At 44.2% G+C, this 25,977-nt stretch carries 20 protein-coding genes; 13 read left to right on the top strand and 7 right to left on the bottom strand.

The window, feature by feature from the left end:
* The first annotated feature begins 168 nt into the window (after positions 1 to 168).
* Positions 169 to 1,788 (top strand): methyl-accepting chemotaxis protein, encoded by a 1,620-nt coding sequence (locus AC3CH4_RS07960; RefSeq protein WP_146454279.1) that lies wholly within the window; start codon positions 169 to 171, stop codon positions 1,786 to 1,788.
* Positions 1,789 to 1,984: 196 nt separating this feature from the next.
* Here the strand turns inward: AC3CH4_RS07960 and AC3CH4_RS07965 are convergent, their stop codons facing one another.
* Together AC3CH4_RS07965 and AC3CH4_RS07970 are read right to left on the bottom strand one after the other, a co-directional pair.
* Entirely contained in the window at positions 1,985 to 2,872 is an 888-nt protein-coding gene (locus AC3CH4_RS07965; RefSeq protein WP_146454281.1) for a mechanosensitive ion channel family protein, read from the bottom strand.
* Between the two features lies 1 nt (position 2,873).
* Positions 2,874 to 5,219 (bottom strand): ATP-binding protein, encoded by a 2,346-nt coding sequence (locus AC3CH4_RS07970; protein ID WP_488542776.1) that lies wholly within the window; start codon positions 5,217 to 5,219, stop codon positions 2,874 to 2,876.
* Between the two features lie 451 nt (positions 5,220 to 5,670).
* On the opposite strand from AC3CH4_RS07970, the gene AC3CH4_RS07975 reads away from it, so the two are divergent.
* Positions 5,671 to 7,254 carry an ABC-F family ATPase gene (locus AC3CH4_RS07975; RefSeq protein WP_017077249.1) on the top strand — a complete coding sequence of 528 codons (1,584 nt, stop codon included), beginning with the start codon at positions 5,671 to 5,673 and terminating at the stop codon, positions 7,252 to 7,254.
* A gap of 186 nt (positions 7,255 to 7,440) precedes the next feature.
* On the opposite strand, the gene AC3CH4_RS07980 is transcribed toward AC3CH4_RS07975, so the two are convergent.
* The gene (locus tag AC3CH4_RS07980; protein ID WP_488542777.1) at positions 7,441 to 9,330 is read right to left on the bottom strand and encodes a methyl-accepting chemotaxis protein; all 1,890 of its coding nucleotides are present in this window, start codon (positions 9,328 to 9,330) and stop codon (positions 7,441 to 7,443) included.
* Between the two features lie 336 nt (positions 9,331 to 9,666).
* Entirely contained in the window at positions 9,667 to 10,506 is an 840-nt protein-coding gene (fdhD, locus tag AC3CH4_RS07985) for a formate dehydrogenase accessory sulfurtransferase FdhD (protein ID WP_171313051.1), read from the bottom strand.
* Between the two features lie 354 nt (positions 10,507 to 10,860).
* On the opposite strand from fdhD, the gene AC3CH4_RS07990 reads away from it, so the two are divergent.
* From AC3CH4_RS07990 to cobB, 11 genes are all read left to right on the top strand, one after another.
* The gene (locus tag AC3CH4_RS07990) at positions 10,861 to 11,325 is read left to right on the top strand and encodes a DUF3305 domain-containing protein (protein ID WP_488542778.1); all 465 of its coding nucleotides are present in this window, start codon (positions 10,861 to 10,863) and stop codon (positions 11,323 to 11,325) included.
* Positions 11,315 to 12,004, top strand: a complete 690-nt coding sequence (locus tag AC3CH4_RS07995) for a DUF3306 domain-containing protein (protein WP_016795574.1) — start codon at positions 11,315 to 11,317, stop codon at positions 12,002 to 12,004. Before AC3CH4_RS07990 ends, AC3CH4_RS07995 begins: the two co-directional genes overlap by 11 nt.
* A gap of 299 nt (positions 12,005 to 12,303) precedes the next feature.
* Positions 12,304 to 13,965 (top strand): 4Fe-4S dicluster domain-containing protein, encoded by a 1,662-nt coding sequence (locus AC3CH4_RS08000; protein ID WP_171329806.1) that lies wholly within the window; start codon positions 12,304 to 12,306, stop codon positions 13,963 to 13,965.
* Between the two features lie 9 nt (positions 13,966 to 13,974).
* Positions 13,975 to 14,643: a TorD/DmsD family molecular chaperone gene (locus AC3CH4_RS08005; RefSeq protein ID WP_428785676.1), complete on the top strand. Its 669-nt coding sequence runs from the start codon at positions 13,975 to 13,977 to the stop codon at positions 14,641 to 14,643.
* 76 nt (positions 14,644 to 14,719) lie between these two features.
* Positions 14,720 to 14,920: a twin-arginine translocation signal domain-containing protein gene (locus AC3CH4_RS08010; protein ID WP_004733728.1), complete on the top strand. Its 201-nt coding sequence runs from the start codon at positions 14,720 to 14,722 to the stop codon at positions 14,918 to 14,920.
* A 10-nt stretch (positions 14,921 to 14,930) separates the two neighbouring features.
* Positions 14,931 to 17,786, top strand: a complete 2,856-nt coding sequence (locus AC3CH4_RS08015; protein ID WP_146454297.1) for a formate dehydrogenase subunit alpha — start codon at positions 14,931 to 14,933, stop codon at positions 17,784 to 17,786.
* Between the two features lie 11 nt (positions 17,787 to 17,797).
* Positions 17,798 to 18,406, top strand: a complete 609-nt coding sequence (gene fdh3B / locus AC3CH4_RS08020; RefSeq protein WP_004733723.1) for a formate dehydrogenase FDH3 subunit beta — start codon at positions 17,798 to 17,800, stop codon at positions 18,404 to 18,406.
* A 13-nt stretch (positions 18,407 to 18,419) separates the two neighbouring features.
* Positions 18,420 to 19,493, top strand: coding sequence for a formate dehydrogenase subunit gamma (locus AC3CH4_RS08025; protein WP_488542779.1), 1,074 nt, complete (start codon positions 18,420 to 18,422; stop codon positions 19,491 to 19,493).
* Complete coding sequence (locus tag AC3CH4_RS08030; RefSeq protein ID WP_017059624.1) at positions 19,477 to 19,893, top strand: hypothetical protein; 417 nt, start codon at positions 19,477 to 19,479, stop codon at positions 19,891 to 19,893. The genes AC3CH4_RS08025 and AC3CH4_RS08030 overlap by 17 nt, the downstream gene beginning before the upstream one ends.
* 412 nt (positions 19,894 to 20,305) lie before the next feature.
* Positions 20,306 to 21,526, top strand: coding sequence for an ammonium transporter (locus tag AC3CH4_RS08035; protein ID WP_171316391.1), 1,221 nt, complete (start codon positions 20,306 to 20,308; stop codon positions 21,524 to 21,526).
* A 273-nt stretch (positions 21,527 to 21,799) separates the two neighbouring features.
* Positions 21,800 to 22,534, top strand: coding sequence for a Sir2 family NAD+-dependent deacetylase (gene cobB, locus AC3CH4_RS08040; protein WP_171316393.1), 735 nt, complete (start codon positions 21,800 to 21,802; stop codon positions 22,532 to 22,534).
* Positions 22,535 to 22,666: 132 nt separating this feature from the next.
* On the opposite strand, the gene AC3CH4_RS08045 is transcribed toward cobB, so the two are convergent.
* From AC3CH4_RS08045 to AC3CH4_RS08055, 3 genes are all read right to left on the bottom strand, one after another.
* A complete protein-coding gene (locus AC3CH4_RS08045) occupies positions 22,667 to 23,452 on the bottom strand; it encodes a GGDEF domain-containing protein (RefSeq protein ID WP_488542780.1) in 786 nt (261 codons plus the stop codon).
* 96 nt (positions 23,453 to 23,548) lie between these two features.
* Positions 23,549 to 24,586, bottom strand: a complete 1,038-nt coding sequence (locus tag AC3CH4_RS08050) for an extracellular solute-binding protein (RefSeq protein WP_029223699.1) — start codon at positions 24,584 to 24,586, stop codon at positions 23,549 to 23,551.
* Positions 24,587 to 24,814: 228 nt separating this feature from the next.
* Positions 24,815 to 25,849, bottom strand: coding sequence for an extracellular solute-binding protein (locus AC3CH4_RS08055; RefSeq protein WP_372244424.1), 1,035 nt, complete (start codon positions 25,847 to 25,849; stop codon positions 24,815 to 24,817).
* Positions 25,850 to 25,977 lie beyond the last annotated feature (128 nt).

Below are 25,977 nucleotides of genomic sequence, written 5' to 3' on the forward strand. Positions count from 1 at the left end.
ACTATCGCCAACTAAATCTCAACCTCTGACCGTTTGACGAGTACCTCTTTTTGAATATGTAACACAGTGTATATCTTTTGATCTTGATGCATATCATCTGAACTGTACGGATTTTTGATACATTGACCCCAAATTCATAATCAAAAAATATAATAAAGTCAGTCAGCTATGAAATTAAGTAATCTCTCTATTAAATCAAAACTTATCTCCATCGTCATTTTATCGGTTGTTCTATTGGTAATGGCGTCATCTTTCAACCTAATGCAACAACGTGAAAGCTCAATGCAAGAGCGCCAAGATAAACTCAGTGCTCAAGTCGAAACCGCGGTCAGCTTAGCGAGTTACTATTACAGCCAACGTAACGTACTCGGTGAAGAAGTAGCAAAGAAACAAGCGCTGCAAGCGATTGAAACGCTTCGTTACGACACCACCAATTATTTCTGGATCTTAAACCAACAACTCAACGTTGTTATCCATCCATTAAAACCTGAACTCAATGGCAAGAACGCAGGTAACTTTAAAGATGGTGCAGGTAAACACCACTGGCGTGAGATGGTCACCATTTCACGTACCCCAGAGGAGAAAGGGTTTCTTGATTATCAATGGATGAGCCCGCAAGGTGAACTCAAAGACAAGATCTCATATGTACAGCTATTCCCTGAGTGGAATTGGATTGTTGGCTCGGGAATCTTAGTTGCGGATATTCAAGACGCTTTCTATGCACTAGCGCTCAAAGAGGGACTGGTCGCAGTTGTATTATCAGGCCTGTTGTTTGCTATGGGCTACGCGATTTCTAACAATATCCTTGTGCCACTTAACAAGCTTATCGACAACACCCATAAGATTGCAGATGGGGATCTTCGTGTACGCATGAACATGACACGCAAAGATGAACTGGGCGATATGAGTAATCAAATTGATACCATGCTCAACAAGTTACAAAGCACGCTTCGTACAGCGAATGAATCAGCCGGTTTATCCAGCAACATGGCGAGTCACATTGCACAAGCCAGTGAAGAGGCTGCGACCAGTGTTAACTCACAGCATGCACAGCTTGAGTTGCTATCGACAGCGATGACAGAAATGAGTGCCACCATTTCTGATGTCGCTGTGAATGCTGAAAACACTGCCGCAAGCACCAATAAGGTTGTCGAGCACGCAAACCATAACGACCAAAACATGCAAGTAACGTCTAAAACCATATCTCAGGTTTCAGAAAATATTTCGACCGCGAACGATCTCGTCAGAGACTTGCAATCTGGTGTCACAGAGATAAGCCAAGTGGTGAGCGTGATACGTGATGTCTCTGAACAAACTAACTTGTTAGCACTTAACGCCGCGATAGAAGCAGCGCGAGCGGGTGAGCAAGGAAGAGGGTTCGCGGTAGTCGCAGATGAAGTACGTAATCTCGCAAGCCGCACTCAAAACTCAACCAATGAAGTGCAATCGACGATTGAAAAACTGACTCAACAAGCCGAGCGCACTTTTAAAGCAATGCAAAGCAGCAATGAGAAAGTCGATCATAGTGTTGTCGCTTCTAACGAAACTCGCCAACAACTCGATGTGATTGTGAATGAGCTGAACAACGCTAACGACATGGTCGCGCAGATCGCCGCCGCCTCGGAGCAACAGAGTACGGTAGCAACTGAAATGAGCGAAAGTGTTACTGGGATTCATCTGGCGGCTAACGAAGTACTGCAAGCTTCACAGTCGTTAGCTGAGGATAGCCAGAAAATGGCCAACACCACAGAACACCTTACTGATCAGTTGAAGTACTTTAAGGTTTAACCGCTAAGTTTTTTTATAACGGACTATGCCAGTCACAGGTTTCTTATCTTCAAGAGATGAATCCAAGAAGCTCATAACAAAACACCTCCGTACTTGAGATAAGTTCGGAGGTGTTTTCGTTTGTAGATGACTAGATTGCTAACTCGCTCAACAAAAAAAGAGCGTTAAGAAAAAGAAGAGCATTAAGCCAATCTTGTTAATGTGCAGTCACTGAAATCTTCGGAGGGTTGATATTGTGTTTTCTAAACTCTTTCATCACACGCAAGGTAATATCGGTTTCAAACAGCTTCTCATACGCCGTGTCGACCACATAGGCCTTACAAGTTAGCTGTATCGCCAAGTAATTATCCGTAATCGTCTGTTTGACCAGAACCGTAACAGGCTTCGGCAAATGGATGTAACGACTTGAAGACGCCGCTTCTTGAATCAAGTCACGAGCTAGGGTGATGTCTTCATTCATACCGACATAAAATGGAATTACCACCTGCATATCCAGCGCGCCATAGTTACCACTGGTCGTTACTTCGTTTAAGAACTTGTTGTTCGGGATCGTGATAATGTCGTCGTTCAGGGTTCTCATTCGAACAGAACGCAAACCAATGGTAATGATGTCGCCATAGTTACCTTCGAACGTGACACGGTCACCAACTTGAAAAGGTCTGTCAATCATCACCGTGATACCGGCGATGAATGACGCAGCCAAGTCTTTAAGCGCAAAGCCGACCGACACGGCGAGGGTACCACCAATCAAAGCTAAGATTTGATCGTTGATTCGAAAGCTCATCATGAACACGATAAGACCGGTACTCACGTAAATAAAGAACTGAGTAAACGACTGCAGTTTCTGTAGCAGCATTCGATATTGCACGAACTGACTACCAAAGCTGGTCACCAACGAATTGATGAACTTAAGTAACAACCACATTGCGGCAATAACGATCATGGAGAAGAACACGCCGCTCCAACGCACCAAACTCGCAATTTTTGAGATGTTTTCTACGTTAGCTAACTCTTCCGTCGCGAAGGTCGGGAAACTGACAGCACTTGCCAAGCCAACAAATAGTAGGATAAATAACTTATTCATTTTACTTCACCAGTAGATGTTGACGGTCGAGAACGTTTGTAATGTGGCGGAACCAGTGCTCAGAAATTCGAGCCTTTTCTTCATGCCAACCAATATAACCACGGCTTTCAAAATAACGTAGAATCCCGGTTATCTCTGCAATGCTCAGCTGAGTACATTCAGACAACACTTCCGGAGAAGCTATTTCCAGTTGCACGATAGAGCGAAGTACAGCCAGCATAGGTTTTGGCATATTCTCTAGTTCCTGCGCTTCAGGAACATGGAACAGACGCACCACGGCTTGATCTGTCTCTTTATTGCGGTTCAAAGAGAGCCTAAAGAATCGCAGCGCAACGGTAGGGTTGCCATCAGAGTAGTGCCACAAGATTCGATAGAAGCCTTGGCGTGCACGTTCTTCTTCACTCATGTCATCTTGATCCCACTGCTTAGGGACCACTAAACCATCAAACGATAACGGCTTTTCAAGATCGGTATTGATGCGGCTAGTCAGTAGCTCACCAACTTGTTTCTCTGTCCAACGTGGTAGGAAACACACCAAGTCAAACAGCAGACGCTCGCCACGCGCTCTATCAACAAATCGCCAGCTTGATTTGGCAATCGATATCACGACACGGTGATTCTTTTTAGAACGACGGAGAAGGTTGGTTAAACGAATCAAATCAGACAGGCCACCGACCATTGGCTTAACTAATCGTTGGGCATTATCAATCGCAATTAGGTACGTGGTGTTACTTTTACGTAGGTGCGCCAAGATCTGAATCTCAGTCGCTTCTTCTTCCAAGCCGATACTCACGGCTAGATGCGCTAAGAGCTCTTGGTAACCTGCGTAAGGGCAACTCACGTAAACAGGCTCTGCGTTGGATACTTTATGCAGCAAGGTATAAAGCAACGTTGTCGCACCCACACCACGTTCGCCTGAAACAATACAAATAGCAGGGCTGTCAGACATTAAGTAACGAGAGAGTTGCTTAACCTCATCGCCCGCGTAATCAATTAAGGTGCTATCGATATTACCCGGCAGAATGTACTCATAGGTTTTGTCTCCTTTGATTCGAACCAAGTTTTGTTGGTTTTTATCAAGATCAGACTGCTTAGCCACTTCGATTCGAAAGAGATAGGCTAAGGCCTGACTAAACAACGTGTAACTAGAAAGCAATGCCATGATTCGATGTTGGAAGTTGTAAACACTCAACCAGACGATTCCAATTGCCGTCGCCAGTATATTAAGTAAGAAGGTTTCCTTGCGGTTTACCGCCCAGTTAACCCACACTGGACGATCGGAGATGTGTTGCAGCGTATCGAAGACTTTCGCTCTCCATAATCTAAGTACCGATATCGTGACCAGCACAAACCAGAAAAACAGCGCACTGTAGATCCAACTATAAATGGTACCTTTACCCAGTGTGATGCTCGATATCTGCAAAGTCAGACCTGCAACAATAATACTCCAAACATAGCGACGAATAGTCGATAGTCTCAGCGCGATGACTTCTTGGTTTGATGTGCGACCCAAGCGATACGCAAATTCAAGAATAAAGCTGATAGCAATCGAACCACCTAGAATCCACCACGTGAATATTTCTAGGAAAATCAGGTGCTGCAGGCTAGGGATGCTAGAAAGCACTCTCAAAGAAAGTGTGATGGCGATTAACCAAGCAATCGCACGTTCAGCGCGGCTGATATACCAAATCACACGAACCAGAAAAGGAGGGTTCGTTTTCGCTTCGAGAAAGTTAACTCGAAACAACTCAATCAAGCGAGTGCTGTTGGCAAGCCACCATACTAAACCGAAGTAAATGAACAGCACCTTTAGAGAAGCCCAAATGACAGGTACTGGAGAAATAAAAATGTCTTTAACTAATGCTTTAAAGCTACGAATTTGGAAGTAAACAAGATACTCAATATTGAGCTTGGTTAATTTCCACTCTTGTTTAAATTGAGTCACGCCGTATGGGCCAAAACCGGTTAAGCGCTCTTTATTCGCGGAGTTTGTCTGCTCTAAAAGATGTTGTTTACTTACGTTCAAGCTATTCAATGTGACGTAGCTCGTTTGCACGGCAAACCATTGATCGGCGTCGTTGTTATCTCTATAGGCTTTTACCTGTTGCTCGAAGGTTTTGATTTCCAGCTTTTGAACTCGCAGAACTTCGGCAAGTAAAATGTTGACTTGGCGTCTGTCCGACTGCTCCATAAAGAGGGGATCAGGTAGGGAATCAATACGCTTATCCAGATCTACAGCACTATTAGATACCTGAGGCTGAGATTGTAAGTCATATTCCAAGTTGGCATGACTCGGCCAAGAGAGAATGGCCAAAGTGAAGATTAAGAAGCGCGAAAGTGAACGCATAAAAGTCTCTTAGAATTATGAGGTTAGGATTACTATAGTTAGTTAATCTTACTTTGTGAAATCCAACCCCGTATCGGGGGCGAGTACTTTATTCCCGTTTCGGCTGATTTTGTCATGAAATTGTCAGAGATTAGGCTAGTCTTGCCTATGTCTGTTGTTGCTTTGATCGGGTTAGTTTTACTGTGACCAATCAGCATACGATATATTCAATGGTTGGCATGATTTGGGACGTTATATACCGCCCATTATGGGGTGCTGTTCGATATTTTGTTTTTCCTGAAAGTAGATGGTTTTTTAACGACAAATAGAAAATCAAAAATGTGAGTCAGCTCAAACTATGATTTGGCTAGGTTATCACTCACTTAATGGCGAGTAATTGCAATCAAGACTTGCAGTTAAAGCCCCGAAGAAGTAACGTTGCGGCGTTTTTCACATTAAAAAGGTAACGGCATTGATCTCCACAGCAAATATCACCCAACAATTCGGCGCTAAGCCACTTTTCGAAAATATTTCAGTTAAGTTCGGCGAAGGCAACCGCTACGGTTTAATCGGCGCGAATGGCTGTGGTAAATCGACGTTCATGAAGATCCTATCTGGTGAACTTGAGCCAAGTGCAGGTAACGTAAGCTACGATCCAAATGAGCGCGTTGCTAAGCTAAACCAAGACCAGTTTGCTTATGAAGAATTCACGGTAATCGACACGGTTATCATGGGTCACAAAGAGCTTTGGGCGATTAAGCAAGAGCGTGACCGTATTTACTCTTTGCCTGAAATGAGCGAAGAAGACGGCATGAAAGTGGCTGATCTTGAAGTTCAGTTCGCTGAAATGGACGGTTACATGGCAGAAGCGAAAGCAGGTGAGCTTCTTCTTGCTGTAGGTATTGAAGAATCACTGCACTTCGGTCTAATGAGCGAAGTGGCACCAGGTTGGAAACTTCGTGTTCTATTGTCTCAAGTACTGTTTGCAGACCCGCATATCATGCTTCTTGACGAACCAACGAACAACCTGGACATGGACACCATCAAGTGGTTGGAAGATACGCTAAACCAACGTAACTGCACAATGATCATCATTTCGCATGACCGTCACTTCCTAAACTCAGTTTGTACACACATGGCTGACCTTGATTACGGCGCACTTCGTCTGTTCCCTGGTAACTACGATGAGTACATGACAGCAGCGACACAAGCTCGTGAACGTCTACTTTCTGATAACGCGAAGAAGAAAGCACAAATTGCTGAACTTCAAACGTTCGTTTCTCGTTTCTCTGCTAACGCATCTAAAGCGAAACAAGCGACATCTCGTGCTAAACAGATCGACAAGATTCAACTAGATGAAGTAAAAGCGTCTAGCCGTCAAAACCCATTCATCCGTTTCGAACAGTCTAAAGAGCTATTCCGTAACGCACTTGTGGTTGAAAACCTATCTCAAGGTTTTGAAGAAGACCTATACAACAAGTTCGATGCGATTTTCGAAGTTGGTGAGCGTGTTGCTATCATCGGTGAGAACGGTGTGGGTAAAACAACACTACTTAACACACTAGCGGGTGCTCTAGAAGCGCGTACTGGTGAATATAAGTGGTCTGAAAACTCAAACATCGGTTACTACGCTCAAGATCACGCACATGATTTTGAAGAAGATCTAAACCTGTTTGATTGGATGAGCCAATGGCGTCAAGAAGGCGAAGACGAGCAAGTTGTTCGTAGCTTCCTAGGTCGTATGCTGTTTGGCCAAGACGACATCAAAAAGTCGGTAAAGGTTATCTCTGGTGGTGAGCAAGGTCGTATGCTTCTTGGCAAGATCATGATGCACAAACCAAACATCCTGCTAATGGATGAACCAACAAACCACATGGATATGGAATCTATCGAAGCGCTTAACTTGGCTCTTGAGAACTACAAAGGCACATTGTTCTTCGTTTCTCACGACCGTGTATTCGTAGACTCTCTAGCGACTCGTGTTCTTGAAATCAAAGACGGCAAGATCAACGACTTCCGCGGTACTTACGCTGAGTTCTTGAAAGCACGCGCTTAGTACGCATTAAACATGAATACGTAATACAACGTTAGTACGTATCCCTGATTAAAAAGGCCTCTATCTTTATGAATAAGATAGAGGCCTTTTGTTTTTCATATCAATTTTTCATATCAATCTCTTTGTATTAAAAAACGTCGAGTGGTTGATCGAAAATACCTATGCTCATCAATGCTTAACTGCTCATTAATACTTAAACTGCGCGACAATCTTCTCAAGCTTCACACTCACGTTCGATACTTGTTCACTGCAACGAACAGACCCAGATACCACTGTATGAGTATCACTCGCTAGGTGCGCGATATCAGTGATGCTGCGGTCAATCTCCGCTGATACCATGGATTGTTCTTCAGACGCCGTCGCAATCTGGCTGTTTAAATCGAACATCTCGCCAACCTGAAAGTGTATACCTTCAATCGCATTTACCACGTCTTTGGTTTGGTGCTTAACTAAGCCCGTTTGCTCTAAGCTTACCGACATCTTAGCGACCGTTTTTGCTATTCCCGACGTTAGGCCATGAATGGTCGATTCAATTTGATGGGTTGAATCGTTAGTCATTAGCGAAAGCTCTCGCACTTCGGAAGCTACGACTGCAAACCCACGACCGTGATCGCCAGCACGCGCAGCTTCTATCGCTGCATTTAGCGCAAGTAGGTTAGTTTGTTCCGCAATGCCTTGAATCGTAGTAACGACTTGGTTGATTTCGCGACTCTGGTCTTCGAGCTGAACAATTAGGTTTTGAGACTCTGCAATATTCTCGGCCAGGACATTAATACTGTCATTGGTTGAGTGGGTTTCTTTTAACGCCTGATGTGCGTTGTCTTTGATCTTCTCAGCGTTCGTCGCTGCGTTTTCTATGTTCGCCGTCACTTCATTACTGGTCATCACCAGCTCATTAACTGCCGTCGCTACTGATTCAGATTGTTGCTTCTGCTTTTCAGCATTACTCATACTTTTGATTGCCGCTTCTTCAGAGCTACACGAACTATCGGTCAACACCGTCATCACGCCAGACAACTCTTTAATATTGCCATGCAGTTTATTGATGAAGGTATCGAAGGAATGCGCCAACTGAGCAAGTTCATCGTTGCCTTTAGCGTTCATGCGCACAGTTAAGTCGCCATCTCCATTGGCAATTGATTCCATCATCACGTTTATCGCTTTGATTCGCGCAAGTATGTTGCGACCAATAAACACCAATAGCAAAGAGAGCAGCGCAACAATCGCCGCGCCAAAAAGGTGTAGTGTGTTTTTGGTATGTGTACTTGCCGCGGTGATGGCTTGGCTTATCTCGGTTTGTACGGCTTCAATGGCTTGTTCTGTTTGGTGGACGTTGCTACGTAAAGCGCCTCTAAGACCGAGTTCAGCCGACAAGCCTAAATTGATGTTGGCCAACAGGAGCGTTTCAACCGCAGCTTTGTAGTCCGAATAGGCTTGCTCTGTCGCAACCGACGTTTGAGAGTAGGGTTCAAACTCTTTAAGAGCATCAGCTAACGCCATATGTGTTTGGTCATTGATATGAGCGAGATAGTGGAAGTCTTTTTCAATCAACTCCAACAACGCAAGCTCTAAAGCCAAACTTGATTCAGATTCGATCGCTGATTTTAACGCGGTTCTTTTGCCATCTAACGCAGCGACAAAACCTAAAGGCGCGGTCGTACGTTCAATGTTATTTACTTGTTCGACAATTCGATGAAACTGCTTTTGATATTGATGGAGCGTATCTGAGATCCTAGTCATTTGATCTGACAGGTGCAGCTCATGCGAGGTGAGAGTTTGATTCAACGTCACCAATCTTTGATTCAATGTGTCGGCGGTTTTATCGAAACGTTCTGCGTATTTTTGATCGTGGCGAGACAAGAAATCTTTCTCGTGTCTCCTGAGCGTTAGCAAGTCAACTGAACTCCTGAGGTTTTCAGTCGCAGCGCGCTCCAAGGATTCAAGCTTGTCTAAGCTAAACTGTTCGTAAATGGCGTATATGAAAACTGAAACAAACAAGGTGAGGTTGATTAGAATAAATTTACTGCGTATTGAAAGAGACAGCGAACGACGCTGAGGTTCCGACGGATTACTCATGGTTAATTCCCTTTAAGCCAGTGACGTTGATATTCATATTTATTTTGTAATTAACAGAAATATTTAAATGATGAATATGTAACTAATAGCTTATCAGGTTGTTAAAGCAAGATTCGTTTACGACTAAGGTCGAGGGAGCCGTTATTTATCTACAAGCAAAAATCAATGGGCACCGTTGATAGAAACCTCCAAGCTATATAGCTAACTAGGCATATCTTGAAATAAACTTTGAACAAATAAAAAATGCCGCTCATCAAGGTTGTGAGCGGCATTGTTGTTTAGCTATATCGTTCGCCTAAAATCAACTTTAATTAGGCATGAACAGGGCTTTTGAATCTAGCTTTCAGACGAAGCCTGTTCGCCTTTCACATCAAAGTCGATCTTCTCTGCGCCAGTGAACACTTGGAAACGCAGGCCTTTAGCGCGAGCAATGGTTGTGATACCAAATTGCTGAGCCAAATCTAAACCCATTTGCGTTACGCCTGAACGTGATAACAGAACAGGAATACCCATCTGCGCCACTTTGATGACCATTTCAGAAGTCAGGCGGCCAGTAGTGTAAAAAATCTTATCTTCACCAGACTCTTTGTTAAGCCACATCTCACCAGCCAACGTATCTACCGCATTGTGACGGCCAACATCTTCAACAAACGATAGAACCTTGTCATCTTTGCAAACTGCGCAACCATGTACCGCGCCAGCTTTCTTGTAGGTGTCGTTGTAATGAGTCAGTGCTTCTAAAGCCGTGTAAATTTCAGATTGCTTAATCTTGGTTTGAGGCACTTGGTAATCTTCCAACTGCTTCATCACGTTACCAAACATGGTGCCCTGACCACAGCCAGAGGTCACCGTCTTCTTCTTAAGCGCTTGCTCAAGCTGGCTCGTATCTTCATTGGTAATGACCGCAGCAGAGCTGGTTTCCCAATCGATGATGATAGATTCAACCGCTTCAGGGTCAGAAAGGAAGCTTTGGTTCTTCAAATAACCTAAGACTAAAGATTCAGGGCGCGAGCCAAGCGTCATCAGGGTTACGATCTCTTTCCAGTTCAACATAACGGTAAGAGGGCGTTCACAAGCGATCTGTTTGGTTAGCTTCTCACCATATTCATCAAACACTTCAACTTCGATTGTTTGAAGTGGGTTTTCGCTAGTTTTTATTATGTTTGGTTTTACCACAATCACTTCCTACTTAATGAGATAGGGTTGTAACAAGAGGGTCTAACGCCGTTCTTGTTCATCGATTCTTTAACTCATGCTTAAAGCAAATCTTATTCCAAAATAACGGGTATTCAGGAAAACATGAAGCATTCGATTAAAATAGCGCAAAATATGAGAGTTCACCGAGTGGAGTTGTCTGAAATAACCAGTATCGACTAACGTTATAGTGACAACTTGATAACGAACGCTATAGATACGCTCTCGCAGTTAATCCGTATTGGCGTGTTTATTGCTTTATGGGGTGTATATGATTGCGCACAGTACAAAATGTCCTAAGTGCATTCAGACCAAAGAAAATCAATTGGGTGAAGTATGTCTGAGATAAAAGAATTCAAAGAACAATATGAAAAAACAGAAGCAGCTTGGCCAATCGGTGTCCAAAGAATTGAGAAAGAGATCAAAACAGGTATCTGGGTAACGACGCAATGGGAATTGACGGGGTTTGAACTGTCGCCAGAAGGTGATGCCCAAGACGTTTGCTTACTTCAGTTACACAAAGACGAGCGTACGGACTATCGTTTCAACTTAAGCTCTCAGCAACCTAAGCTTTTCTTAGTGATGGATAATGTCGATTCTGGTGTAAAACCAGTTATTCAGTTACTTACAGCATCACAAACCGTTGCAGGGCAATACATGGACGGTGACAACCAAGTCCTTTCATACGACATTCCGCTACCTGTGCAAGCTTGGATGGAAGCCTTCATCGGCCGTCATGGTGAGTTGCTAGAAGCAAAACGTAAGAAACGTAAAGGTGCGGGTAGATCAAATGGCAACTAACTTCTTTAGCCGTTGGTCTCAACGAAAGCTTGACGAATCCACTGACGAAGCTTTGGAAGTAGAGCAAACACTGGAAGCACCGGAACTCACTTCCTCTGATTCTTCATCTTCTGAGATTTCGTCTGCTGATCTTTCTTCTGAAATGGAAGCAGCAGCGCCTCAGTCTTTAGATAGTGATCCTTTAGAAACCAATGAAGAAGTTCATGCTGCGGACGTTCAAGATCCCGCACCAGAAGCCACTGAAGACTTGTCTGTTGCTCAATTATTGGTATCAGAAGCCTCAGAAAGCGTAAAAAAAGCCGCATTGCGTAAATTATTCCTCTCAGAAGAATTCAATGTTCGTGATGGTTTAGATGATTACGACGACGATTACAGTAATTTAAAGTCTCTTTCTGAAGGGGTTGCGGAAACCCTGCGTGATTGGGTTAAAGATAAAACGGAAGAAGACACTACGCCAGAAGAAGACCAAGTCATTGATAATAAAGATGAAGGCTCAGTTTTAGAAACTTCTGAAAGCGATCTTGAGGCATCTGATAATGAACTTGAAACTTCAGAAAGTGCCGAAATAACCGAACAAGAAAAAGAACTGTATAAAAACACAGTATCAGATAAAAGCGCTACCACATCAGACGAAGATGACCTGAAAGAGATGGGACAAAATATACCACACAAAGAATAGGTACATTTTGACTAAATACTCAATGAACCGCTTGCGACAAAATGTCCCAAGCGGTTTTTTTATACGCACAATAAACGCTATAAAGAATTAAATTACTGATATATAAAGTTTATTAAATTGGCATGGCATTTGCTAAATAACGTTTATTATCAACTTTTTTGTAGATAGACGAATTCATAGTCTGACGAGCGAGACACTGGCTAAAGGGTTAGTTGTTAACGGATTACTCAGCAAGTTCTCTATCGCTTACTACAATGAAGGTTGAACAGATTATCCATGTCCAAAGATGGAACTGAGCAATGCTTAAACAATTATTAGAACAAGCAACTTCAAATAACGCTAAAGCAAGACTGTATGCATTTGAAAATACAGTTGAGTTAACAAATCTGATTCCACCTACTGTTAGCTACGAAAGCGGCGGTAATACTCTTGTTATTGGTCCAACTGCGATCATTGAAAGTGCTGCGGCTCAATTACCTCAATTGACGAGCTTAACCTTATTGTCGACAGACGGCGAAAAGGGCAAAAACCCAGAACTGTACTTCGCGAATTCGGTTCAAGTATCCGGTTTCCTTGGTACGTTTGAAGTTGTGATTGAGAGTAAAGGCACATCAAGCAACTTAGCGAAAATCGCGATTAATCACGATTGTTTCGATGTTGTTCTAGACCTATGTCTGAATAGCTGCATGACAGAAGAAGTGCCTGTACCGGGTTATTACCCAGTGGGCCGAGGCTATCCAAAACTGGCCGAAGCACTGGAAGAGATTCCAACGCTAATGGGTACATTTGATAAGCCTAAGTTCTTCCGTTTAGACACTGACCTTTGTGCGCACAGTTCTCGTGGCGTAAAAGGGTGTGAACGTTGTGTTGATGCTTGTCCTGCTGGCGCGCTATCAAGTGAAGGCTCAGACAAAACAGGTCACAAGATCGAGATTAACCCTTATCTATGTCAAGGCGTCGGAACTTGTGCAACAAGCTGTCCTACAGAAGCGATTACCTATGCGCTTCCAAACCCTGACGATACTCAAAAGTTCATTGAACGTACGCTAGCTAACTATGAACATGCGGGCGGTCTGGATCCAATCGTACTTATCTGTAGCTCTCGTCATGAGACTTACAATGTAATGGCGCTAAAAGCACTACCAGATAACATTATTCCAATCGTTGTTGAAGAACTGCCTTCTATTGGTATTGATACTTGGTTTGCCGCGCTGGTAAATGGGGCGACTCAGGTTCTGTTTGCTGCTTCTCGTTTTATGCCAGAGACGATCATTCGAGTTCTGAATAACGAAGTAGGGATTGCACAAGAGCTACTAGACCAAATCGGTGTTCCAAAAGAAACCATCGATATCCTGTATTTAGAATCTCTCCGTGAAGGGCCTCCAACACTGTGCGTTGATTCTTTCGACCTTGCACTTGGCGATCTTCAAGGCAACAAACGTCAACGTCTATTCACTGCACTTGATGCAATGTCTTCATCTCGCATTCCTGTAGAGAATATCGTTGAACTTCCTTCGAATGCACCATACGGCACGGTTTCGTGTGAAAGCAAAGATTGTACGTTATGCATGAGTTGTGTTGCGGTTTGTCCTACACGTGCTCTGCATACCGACGGTGCTTCTCCATCACTTAAGTTTGTAGAACAAGACTGTATTCAATGTGGTCTGTGTGAAAAGGCATGTCCTGAGAATGTTCTCACTCTGACACCTCGTATGAATTGGGTGAAAGAAGAACGTCAACAAGCAGTTGTGATTCATGAAGAGAAAGCGGCGGAATGTTTACGCTGCCATAAGCCATTCGCTCCACAGTCTATGATTGACATGTTACAGAACAAGTTACGCGGTCACTCTCATTTTTCAGATGAAACTGCGATTAATCGTATTGCGATGTGTGAAGACTGTCGTGTGGTGGACATGTTCGATTCAATGGCTCAAGACCCATTGAATCAATTGAAATACTAGGAGTTGGCATTGGAAACTAATTTGGATCAGACACAAGAGCCTGAGCTCGCAAAAGAATTCAAGCAAGAACAGACACTAAGAACTGAAATCTATTTAGTTCTTTCGGCATTGTTCCGTAGTGCACCTTCTGAAGAGGTCATTGATTTCCTAAAGACGTTAGACATTGAAGCGTCTGAGAGTGCAATGCAAAAAGCTTGGATTGCCATTCAACAAGCGGCAACGGAATCAAATCGCGAAGCGTTAGAAGACGAATATCAAGATCTGTTCATTGGCATTGGCCGTGGAGAGATTGTTCCATTTGGTTCTTGGCATAGAACTGGCGCCATGATGGAAAAACCATTAGCAGAGATTCGTCATGATTTAGAGCTTTTAGGCATTGAACGTGATGATCAAGTGAAAGAGCCAGAAGATCATATTGCGGCATTGTGTGAAGTAATGGCAATGCTAACCGGTGAAGAAGAAGCGCTTCAACAAGCTGTTTTCAATAAGCACCTTGGTCCTTGGTTTAACTCTTTTACTCGTCAGCTTGAAAGTGCAGAAAGTGCGAACTTCTACAAATCGGCAGCTCAGCTGTGTGAAGCATTCCTAACGTTAGAGCAAGTGCGTTTTAGCGTTAATACAAAAAGCAGTAAGCATAAATTAAAGATTGATGTGAAAAACGTCACTGATTACGAGTAATCGAGCAGTACGCGATTATATCGATAGAGGGGCATTAAGCCTCCAAAAAGATCTACCGCAAGGTAAGGAAGCAATGATGAAAGATAATAAAGAAATAAACACAAGCCGTAGGGACTTACTCAAAGGCTTAACAACTGCAGCCGTTGCTGGTGCCGTTGTCGCTGGAACAACGAAGGTGGCAACTGCTTCAGAAACGGTTGAAATGCCGAAAGAAGACATGAAGAAGACGGGCTATCGTGAAACGCAACACATTCGCGATTACTACGACACGCTTTAGGAGATAACGGATGAAACTTGTCAAACGCTCCGATAGTGTGAGCAAAGAAACCAATCAACTGGGTGTGTCTCGACGTGCCTTCATGAAAAACACCTCTCTAGCGGCTGGTGGTGCGGTAGTAGGCGCTGGTCTATTCGCTCCGGGTATGATGAAAAAGGCGGAAGCTAAGTCAGTCGACCCTGAAGCGAAAACAGAAGTGAAACGCACTATCTGTTCTCACTGTTCTGTGGGTTGTGGCATTTACGCTGAAGTTCAAAACGGTGTTTGGACGGGTCAAGAGCCTGCATTCGATCACCCATTCAACGCTGGTGGACATTGTGCGAAAGGCGCAGCTCTGCGTGAGCACGGCCACGGTGAGCGTCGCCTTAAGTACCCAATGAAATTGGAAGGCGGTAAGTGGAAGAAGCTTTCTTGGGAACAAGCGATTGAAGAGATCGGTAATAAAGCGCTAGAACTTCGTAAAGAGTCTGGTCCTGATTCCGTTTACTTCTTGGGTAGTGCAAAACACAGTAACGAGCAAGCTTACGCATTCCGTAAGATGGCGTCGCTTTGGGGCACCAACAACGTTGACCACCAAGCGCGTATTTGTCACTCAACCACAGTAGCCGGTGTTGCAAACACTTGGGGTTACGGCGCGATGACAAACTCGTTCAATGACATGCACAACTGTAAGTCGATGCTGTTCATTGGTTCGAACCCTGCAGAAGCTCACCCGGTTGCGATGCAACACATCCTAATCGCGAAAGAGAAGAACAACTGTAAGATCGTTGTTGCGGATCCTCGTCGTACGCGTACTGCTGCGAAATCTGATCACTATGTTTCTCTACGCCCGGGTTCAGATGTTGCGTTTATCTGGGGTCTGTTATGGCATGTCTTTGCTAACAAATGGGAAGACCAAGAATTCATCCGCCAACGTGTATTCGGCATGGACGAGATCCGTGAAGAAGTTGCGAAGTGGAACCCAGCAGAAGTTGAGCGTGTAACAGGCGTTAGCGAAGAAGACGTTTACCACACAGCAAAACTGCTTTCAGAGAACCGTCCGGGTTGTATCGTTTGGTGTATGGGTGGTACTCAACATACTACGGGTAACAACAACACACGCGCTTACTGTGTACTTGAGCTTGCGCTAGGTAACATAGGTAAATCAGGTGGCGGTGCAAACATTTTCCGTGGTCACGATAACGTACAAGGCGCAACTGACCTTGGCGTACTATCAGACACGCTACCGGGTTACTACGGCTTGTCTGAAGGTTCTTGGCGCCATTGGTCTAAAGTTTGGGATATCGACTTTGACTGGGTCAAAGGACGTTTTGACGACAACGCATACGGTGGTCAAAAGCCAATGAACAGTGCAGGTATTCCTGTCTCTCGTTGGGTTGATGGCGTGCTTGAAGACAAAGACAAGATTCGCCAACGCGAAAACATCCGCGCCATGTTCTACTGGGGTCACGCGGTGAACTCTCAGACTCGTGGTCCAGAGATGAAGAAGGCGATGCAGAAGCTGGATATGATGGTTATCGTTGACCCATACCCAACAGTAGCAGCAGTAATGAACGATCGCACCGATGGCGTTTACTTGCTTCCAGCAACCACTCAATTTGAAACCTACGGCAGTGTAACGGCGTCAAACCGTTCTCTACAGTGGCGTGACAAGGTTGTTGATCCACTGTTCGAATCTAAGCCTGACCACGAAATCATGTACCTTCTTTCTAAGAAGCTTGGTTTCTCTGATCAACTGTTCAAAAACATCCGTGTTGAGAACAACCAACCATTGATTGAAGACATTACACGTGAATTCAACAAAGGTATGTGGACGATCGGCTATACAGGTCAAAGCCCAGAGCGTTTGAAAGAACACCAACAAAACTGGCACACGTTCCACAAAACAACGCTTGCTGCAGAAGGTGGCCCAGCGAATGGCGAGACTTACGGTCTGCCTTGGCCATGTTGGGGCAACCCAGAGATGAAACACCCAGGTACGCATATCCTTTACGATACGTCTAAACCTGTTGCTGAGGGCGGCGGTAACTTCCGTACTCGTTTCGGTGTCGAATTTGAAGGTCAAAGCCTATTGGCGGAAGACAGCTACTCAAAAGGCAGCGAAATCAAAGATGGTTACCCAGAGTTCAGTGACAAACTGCTGAAACAACTGGGTTGGTGGGACGACCTAACAGCAGAAGAAAAAGCCTCTGCTGAAGGTAAAAACTGGAAAACCGACGTTTCTGGTGGCATCCAACGTGTTGCTATCAAGCATGGTTGTATTCCTTTTGGTAACGCGAAAGCGCGTGCGATTGTTTGGACATTCCCAGACCGCGTACCACTGCACCGTGAGCCACTTTACACACCACGTCGTGATCTAGTCGCTGACTACCCAACGTGGGATGACAAGGAAGCAATCTTCCGTGTTCCTACGCTGTACAAATCCATTCAAGACCAAGATAAGTCTGGTGAATACCCGATTATTCTTACGTCTGGTCGTCTGGTTGAGTACGAAGGCGGCGGTGAAGAGACACGTTCTAATCCTTGGCTAGCAGAGCTACAACAAGAGATGTTTGTTGAAGTGAACCCTAAAGATGCAAACGACATTGGCTTCAAAGATGGTGATGACGTTTGGGTTGAGGGTGCAGAGAAAGGCCGTATCAAGGTGAAAGCGATGGTCACTCGTCGTGTGAAACCGGGTTTAGCGTTCTTGCCGTTCCACTTCGGTGGTAAGTTTGAAGGCGAAGATTTGCGTTCTAAATACCCTGAAGGCACTGATCCTTACGTTATTGGCGAAGCAGCCAATACAGCAACCACATATGGTTACGACCCTGTCACGTTGATGCAGGAAACGAAAGTAACCCTTTGTAATATTCGTAAAGCGTAAGGAGTATTAAAATGGCTAGAATGAAATTTCTTTGTGACACCAAACGTTGTATCGAATGTAACGGTTGTGTCACTGCATGTAAGAATGAAAATGATGATGCTCTGGAATGGGGTATTCAACGTCGCCGCGTTGTCACACTGAACGATGGCGAACCGGGTGAAAACTCTATCTCAGTCGCATGTATGCACTGTACTGATGCCCCTTGTATGGCGGTTTGCCCAGCAGACTGTTTTGAACATACAGAAGACGGCATCGTACTTCACAATAAAGATCTATGTATCGGTTGTGGTTACTGCTTGTTTGCTTGTCCGTTTGGCGCACCTCAATTTCCTAAACAGGAAGCCTTTGGTGAGCGCGGTAAAATGGACAAATGTACCTTCTGTGCTGGCGGCCCAGAAACAGAGCCAGGTTCTGTGGAAGAACGTCAGAAATACGGGGCGAACCGTATTGCTGAGGGCAAGCTACCAATGTGTGCTTCTTTATGTTCGACCAAAGCACTACTAGCGGGTGATGCAGAGAAAGTCTCTGATGTATTCCGCCAGCGTGTTGTTGAACGTGGTGCGAAGGGTGCAGGCTGGACAGACGGCAATGACCTTTCTTACGATGCGATGAAGAGCTAGTTAGGAGAGACATATGCTTACAATGTTTAAGCGTCTCTTCCTTGTTGTGCTGCCGATTTTGGCAGCACTAACAATGCTGTCTCCTTTGAGTCATGCATCTGAGACGAACTCATCACAAACTCAATCGAGCTCTGCTGAAAGAGAAATCACACAACTTGCTGGCGCCGATTTTTGGCGACAAGTAAGAAACGGTGAAGAAGGTTACACCACATCTCAATCTGCTGAGCACGGTGTGTTGATCAGTACTCCAGGTCAAACGTGGTACATATTGAAGGAGAAGTGGATGTCACCAGCCGGTGCTGTCGCTATCTTTGGCAGTATTGCTTTCGTTACCTTAATGTACGTTGTGATTGGCCCACTAATGCTGAGTGCGCCAAGAACGGGTCGTAAGATCAAACGTTGGTCGCGACTTGACCGCGCACTGCACTGGAGTATGGCGTTTACCTTCTTAACACTGGCTTTCAGTGGTTTGATGTTGGTTTACGGTAAACACTTCTTGAAACCTTATATCCCAACCGATTTATGGGGCTTCATCGTTCTATTGGCGAAGCAATACCACAACTACATCGGCCCGATTTTCTATGTGCTGTTGATGGCTGTTCTCATCAAGTGGTGGCGCAAGTCGATCTTCAAGATGGTCGATATCCAGTGGTTTATAAAACTGGGTGGTATGGTCGGGAAACATAAAGGTTCTCATCCATCTGCAGAGTTTTCTAACGCGGGTGAGAAAGCGCTATTCTGGCTATTGATTGTTATGGGTAGTGTCGCTGCGATCAGTGGCTTGGTGTTAGATTTCCCAATCTTTGGCCAAACACGACGTGATATGGAGCTTTCGAACTTAGTTCACATGCTTGCTGCTCTGATCCTTATCTGCGGCTTTGTGTTCCACATCTACATCGGCTTGTTCGGTATGGAAGGTGCACTTGAGGGTATGGTAACAGGCGAAGTTGATGAAACTTGGGCTAAAGAACACCATGACCTTTGGTACAAAGAAGTGATGGAACAAGAGAAAAATGGCGCTGAACAAAGCGCAAATGTAGCAACAGAGAAAACGGAAGGGGTGAATAAGAATGAACAAACCTCATAAAGGTATTTGGGTCGCTTACATCCTAAGCTGCTTTACACCATTTACTTGTCTTCTCTCTGGTGTGGTCGCGATTATCTACGCAGGCTATCGTTTAGATAAAGGGGAAGACGGCGAAGTCGTGGATACGCATTATTACGGCTTAATTCGCTCTTTCTTCTTGAACCTGACGTTCTTTGTTGTGCTTATCGTAACGGTAGCGACCTCTAATGGCGTGTTGATCGGTGTGAACGATTACTGGTATCAAAACCATATAATCGATGATATCGCTTACTACATTCCCTATGTCGGTATGTTGTTTGGTGGTGTGGCGATTGTGGTGTGGTTTATTCGTATGTATCAAGGCATGCAGCGCTTAAGTCAAAACCTACCGCAAAACCCGACAACAGGACCAAACCTTTAAGCGTTTATATGTAAGTCGTTTGGGTTACCAAACTCGATAATAGCTCCTTTGTCGATGAGTTAACTCTAATCAGCGAAAGACATTAAAAGCCTAGTGATTCATTTCACTGGGCTTTTTGTCGCTTGGTCGCTAGGTAACTGATCTAATGCTCTATATTAACCGCATCAATATGGTGCAACTCCCTCAATTGGTGCAATTAATTATCGAACATTTTCTCTCCTTGAGAACCAACAAAGTGCACTTTAGAAATTAACCACAAAGAATCAATAACTTAAAATCAAAATCTGTTGCACGCTTTTTGCGTAACCAAGTTGGAACGCATCTTGCGTTTACTGTTGAGTCTTTAATTAATTACGACATCAATTCGCACGGTTCTAGTGCAATTGAGACAAAGCTAAGGGAGAGAGCTTTAATGAGTCAAACGGTTACCCAAGTTCATAGCGCAGTAGAGAGCTTGACGCAGAGTTCAGACACTCTATTTCTATTATTAGGCGCCATCATGGTCTTCTTAATGCACGCAGGCTTTGCATTTTTGGAAGTCGGTACAGTAAGAAAGAAAAACCAAGTGAACGCGCTGGTTAAGATCCTCTCGGATTTCGGCGTTTCTGCCATTGCCTATTTCTTTATCGGTTACTGGGTGGCTTACGGTGCGCATTTCTTTGCAGATGCAGAAACCTTATCGCAAGGTAATGGTTACGAGCTGGTGAAGTTTTTCTTCTTGATGACGTTTGCAGCGGCGATTCCAGCGATCGTTTCTGGTGGTATCGCTGAGCGTGCACGTTTCTATCCAATACTCATCGCAACACTTTTCACCGTTGGGTTTGTTTATCCATTCTTTGAAGGCATCATTTGGAATGGTAATTTTGGTTTCCAAGATTGGCTTGAAGCACAATTCGGTTATGGCTTCCATGACTTCGCAGGCTCTGTAGTAGTTCACGGCGTTGGCGGTTGGATTGCTTTGGTCGCGGTTTACTTCTTAGGTATGCGTAAAGGTCGTATTCGTGCAGGTAAACACACGAACTTCGCACCATCTAACATCCCATTCTTAGCACTGGGTTCTTGGATCCTATGTGTGGGTTGGTTTGGCTTCAACGTGATGTCAGCTCAAGCTATCAATGGCATCAGCGGCCTAGTAGCCATGAACTCACTTATGGCGATGGTCGGCGGCATTCTAGCGGCTTTAGTCGCAGGTAAAAATGACCCAGGCTTCATCCACAATGGTCCTTTGGCTGGTCTCGTAGCGATTTGTGCAGGTTCAGACTTAATGCACCCACTTGGCGCTCTCGTTACAGGTGGTGTAGCGGGCGCATTGTTCGTTTACCTGTTTACTTACATGCAGAACAAAACACAGATTGATGATGTGCTGGGTGTATGGCCATTGCACGGCGTGTGTGGCGCTTGGGGTGGCATTGCAGCTGGCATCTTCGGCCAGCAAGCACTCTGGGGACTAGGTGGCGTGAGCTTTGGTGCTCAGGTGATTGGTACGCTAGCGGGCATTACAGTAGCTTTAATCGGTGCATTGGTTGTCTACGGTGTGTTGAGCAAAGTAACTGGCCTAAGGTTAAGTGAAGAAGACGAGTTCAACGGTGCGGATCTTTCAATCCATAAGATCTCTTCGATTAACGAAGACTAACGTCATCAATCTTGATGAGTGTTAAGCCCTTGCTAGACACAAATTAAATTATAACTAAGCGGCTTCGGCCGCTTTTTTGCGTTTATGGAAAATAGAAAGCAATACGAGTCAGTCAGAAAGGAGATTGAGAAAGAACGAAGGAGAACAAGCGAGTTATGTCACAAATAATCAATGAATTCAGTTGGCTAAGACTATGGTCTAATCCCTAAAACTATTGTTGGAATTTGAACAGTGCTAAGCTGTTACAAAGTGACATATTGAAAAGGACGTTATATGCATTTCCCATATCGAAATATCGTAATTCTTACTGGCGCCGGCATCTCTGCGGAGTCGGGGATTCAAACATTCCGAGCACAAGACGGATTATGGGAAAACCATAAAATCGAAGATGTCGCGACACCAGAGGGTTTTGCAAAAGATCCAGACTTGGTGCAAGAGTTCTACAATAAGCGTCGCCATGGCTTACAGAACGAAAGTATTCTGCCAAACTCTGCCCATAAGGCGCTAGGTGAGCTCGAAGAGAAGCTAGACGGCAAAGTAACGATCATCACTCAAAACATCGACAACCTGCACGAGAGAGGCGGTAGCAACAATATTATTCACATGCATGGTGAACTTCTTAAGGCACGTTGCAGCGAATCAAACCAAGTTCTAGAGCACAAAGACGATATCCATACCGGTGAATTGTGCCATTGTTGCCAGATTCCCGCGCAAATGCGTCCTCATATTGTTTGGTTTGGCGAAATGCCATTAAGAATGGGCGACATCTATTCAGCGTTAGAAGAAGCTGATCTGTTTATCTCGATCGGCACATCAGGTGTGGTTTATCCAGCGGCTGGTTTTGTACATGACGCAAGAATGCATGGCGCACATACCATTGAAATCAACCTCGAGCCAAGTGCGGTTGAGAGCGAATTTGAAGAGAAACGTTACGGTAAAGCCAGTATTGAAGTGCCGAAATTAGTCGGTGAGCTGTTGTCTTTAGAGAAAGGCTCTTTAACGGCTTAACTAATCTTTATCCACTCTATATAAGCAAATATACATTGACCTAAAGAGAATTAGAGTCGTATGTATGTTTGCTTTTTTGTCTCTATTTTTTACCTGCCTTACGGCCAAATCAGCCACTAAATAATGGAGTAATTAAGCTCGTTGATCTGTTCGCTGCGCTTTTTTCATTTCGTACATCGCTTTATCTGACTCATCAAGCGCCTGTTTAAAGTTCTCTCGACTCGTTACTTCAATACCGTAAGAGAAGCCGATGTTCTCTCCATGTAATAGATTCGTCACTTGGCTTACAAACTCGCCACCACGGCCAAGTTGTGCAGTCGCGACAAACTCATCACCGCCAACACGAAACACCATTTCATCTTCTAAGGCGGCTTGGTTGAGCGCTTGAGAGAAGCGAACGATCATTAGATCGCCAACTTTATGGCCTTTACGGTCATTGACTCGCTTTAACCCATCCAAATCGAAATATATGAGTTCGAATTCTTGCAGCGTGATTGCGTCAAACTTCTTACGATTATACAAGCCTGTCAGCTCATCTTGCTTGCTTTGATCTTTCAATTTGGTTGTAAGTTCAGTTATACCGTAAGCAATAAGTAGGAAGGCTATTTGCAACAATCCATCTTCAAGAAAGGTGTCGAGTAACTCGTTTCGGTCGGCCCATTCATCGAGGTGTTTGAGCTCTGTGAACACATCATAAAGCAAGTTAAAAATAAGTAGTAAAGCACCATAGCGAAGGGCTTTATGAGGGCGAATAGCATGACGAGCAACGTAGTAGATGTACATTATAATCACGAGCGTGTTCGTTTCAAAAAACAGATCGTAATTGGAATCTATGTGAATAAAAGAACTCAGCCCAAGCATCAAGAATGACGCGAGAAGCATCAGTGTCACAACCAATAAAATAGGGTTTGCTGGCATATTAAATCGAACTCTATATTGTTTGGTGCAATCCTATATAAAGTGTAGATAAAAATAAAGCGGCTTACGCCGCTTTATTAACCTGTCAGTAACAATCTAGTTGTTTACTTTAAGTTTTTGGAAGTACTCGTCATAAATAACGCTCGCTTCGCCAACTTCATCTTGCCAAACGCCGTTATCCATCACTGATTGTGGTGGGAAAACGTTCTTATCTTCAGCAAATTCTTTAGGAAGAAGAGGGTAAGCCGTTTTAACTGGCGTCGGGTAACCGATTTCTAAAGCAATCTTAGCTGCGTTTTCAGGGCGAAGAAGGAAGTCGATCATCTTATGTGCCGCTTCAGTGTTCTTAGCACCTGCTGGAATCGCTAGGCTATCCATCCAGAAGATAGCGCCTTTCTCTGGCCAGATGATGTCAATTGTTGCGCCTTCTTGGCGTGCCATGTAAGCAGAGCCATTCCAAAGCATACCAAGAGACACTTCACCCGCTAGGTAAGGGTTCGCAGGGAAATCTGAGTTAAATACCAATACGTTTGGCATCAGCTTACGAAGTTCTTCGTACGCTTCTTTGATTTCTTCAGGGTTCGTTGTGTTTGGAGAGTAACCCAGTTTAGACAATGCGATATGGAAAACTTCACGAGAGTCATCCATCATCATCAGTTGACCTTCCCACTGTGTATCCCACAGATCGCCCCAGTTTTTAATTGAAGACTTGTCTAGCATATCTGAGTTGATACCAATACCCGTTGCGCCCCAGATGTATGGGATCGAGTAGTTGTTGTTTGGGTCAAATGGCTTATCTAAGTAATTTGGGTCCAAATCTGCAAAGTGGCTTAGCTTAGTTTTATCAAGCTCTTGAAGCATGCCTTCTTTACGCATCTTAGAAACGAAGTAAGTAGAAGGAACCACTAAGTCGTAACCCGTACCTTGAGTTTTTAACTTAGCGTACATGCTTTCGTTAGACTCATAAGTTGAGTAATAGACTTTAATGCCAGTCTCTTCTGTGAAGTCTTCTAGTACTTCATTTGGAATATATTCAGACCAGTTGTAAAAATACAGTTCTTGGTCAGCTGCGAAAGAGGGTGTAGAAAGTAAAGTAGCAGCACACAATGCGCCGGTATACAGTGTTTTTTTCATTACTGTTCCGTTCATTTGTTTGATTTGGAGCTGGGTATTGAACCCAAAGTAAATGGATTTCTAAAAATCGCGCTAAATTATAGCAGTGATATAACAAAATAGGCAGCCTAAGCTACCTATTCATTGATATTCTTATTTTTAACTTGTTGATTACCTAACTCGGGGTGTTAAGTAAACCAGTTACTTAATAAGCATCTGTTGACCAGAGCAATTAGATAACGAACTCGCTTACTGACCGGCTTTAAGCTTCATGAAGTAATCTTCGTACTTCACTGTCTTATCGCCAACCGCAGCTTGCCATTCCACACGGTCAAGGTCTTCTTGTGATGGGAACAAAGCAGGGCTGTCTTTGAACTTCTCGTTAGACGCTTTAACTGCCGTTAGGTAGCCTGTGTCACGAGAGATTTGCTCTGCGATTTCTGGGCGAAGTAGGAAGTCAATCATCTTATGAGCCGCTTCTACGTTTACTGCGCCAGAACTGATAGCAAAGTTATCAACCCAACCGATGCCACCTTCTTTAGGGAAAACCAGTTTGATCGGCAGACCTTCATTTTGCGCTGCAGCAGCAGAACCGTTCCAAAGCATACCAAGACCCACTTCACCAGACATGTATGGCGCGCCAGGGTTATCTGAGTTAAACACAAGAACGTTCGGCATCAACTTACGCAGTTCAGCGTAGGCTTCGTCGATTTCTTTTTCGTTAGTCGTGTTACCTGAGTAACCTAACTTACGCAGTGCGATGTGGAACACTTCACGCGTGTCATCCATCATCATCAGCTGACCTTCAAGCTCAGGGCTCCATAGGTCAGCCCAGCTTTGGAAATCTTCTGGATCGTACATGTCTGTGTTAACAGCTAGGCCCGTAATAGCAACAACATGTGGAATCGAGTAGTCGTTGTTCGGATCATATGGCTTATCTAGGTAGTTCGTATCTAGATTCGCAAAATTGTTTAGCTTGGTTTTGTCGATCTTTTGAAGCATGCCTTCGTCGCGCATTTTAGACACGAAGTAGGTTGAAGGAACCACAAGGTCGTAACCTTTATTGTGCGTTTTCAATTTTGCGTACAAAGTTTCATTCGATTCGTAAGTCGAGTAAATCACTTTGATGCCAGTTTCATCCGTGAACTGTTCTAAGATCTCACTGTTGATGTAAGGTCCCCAGTTCATGAATACCAATTCTTTGTTATCTTTTGCAAACGATGGTGCAGATAACATTGAAAGCGCACATGCACTACCAGCTAATAGAGTAGCCCATTTTTTCATTGACGTTAGCTCCAAACTAAACGTTGCCCGAAGGCACTAGATAGAAAAACAGAATGGCAATTTACCATTCTGTTTATGAATAACACTTTTGTTAAACTTGAATCTTATCAAGTCAGTCTCAGTAAAGA

It is taken from the genome of Vibrio sp. QJM3NY_26, assembly GCF_057786005.1.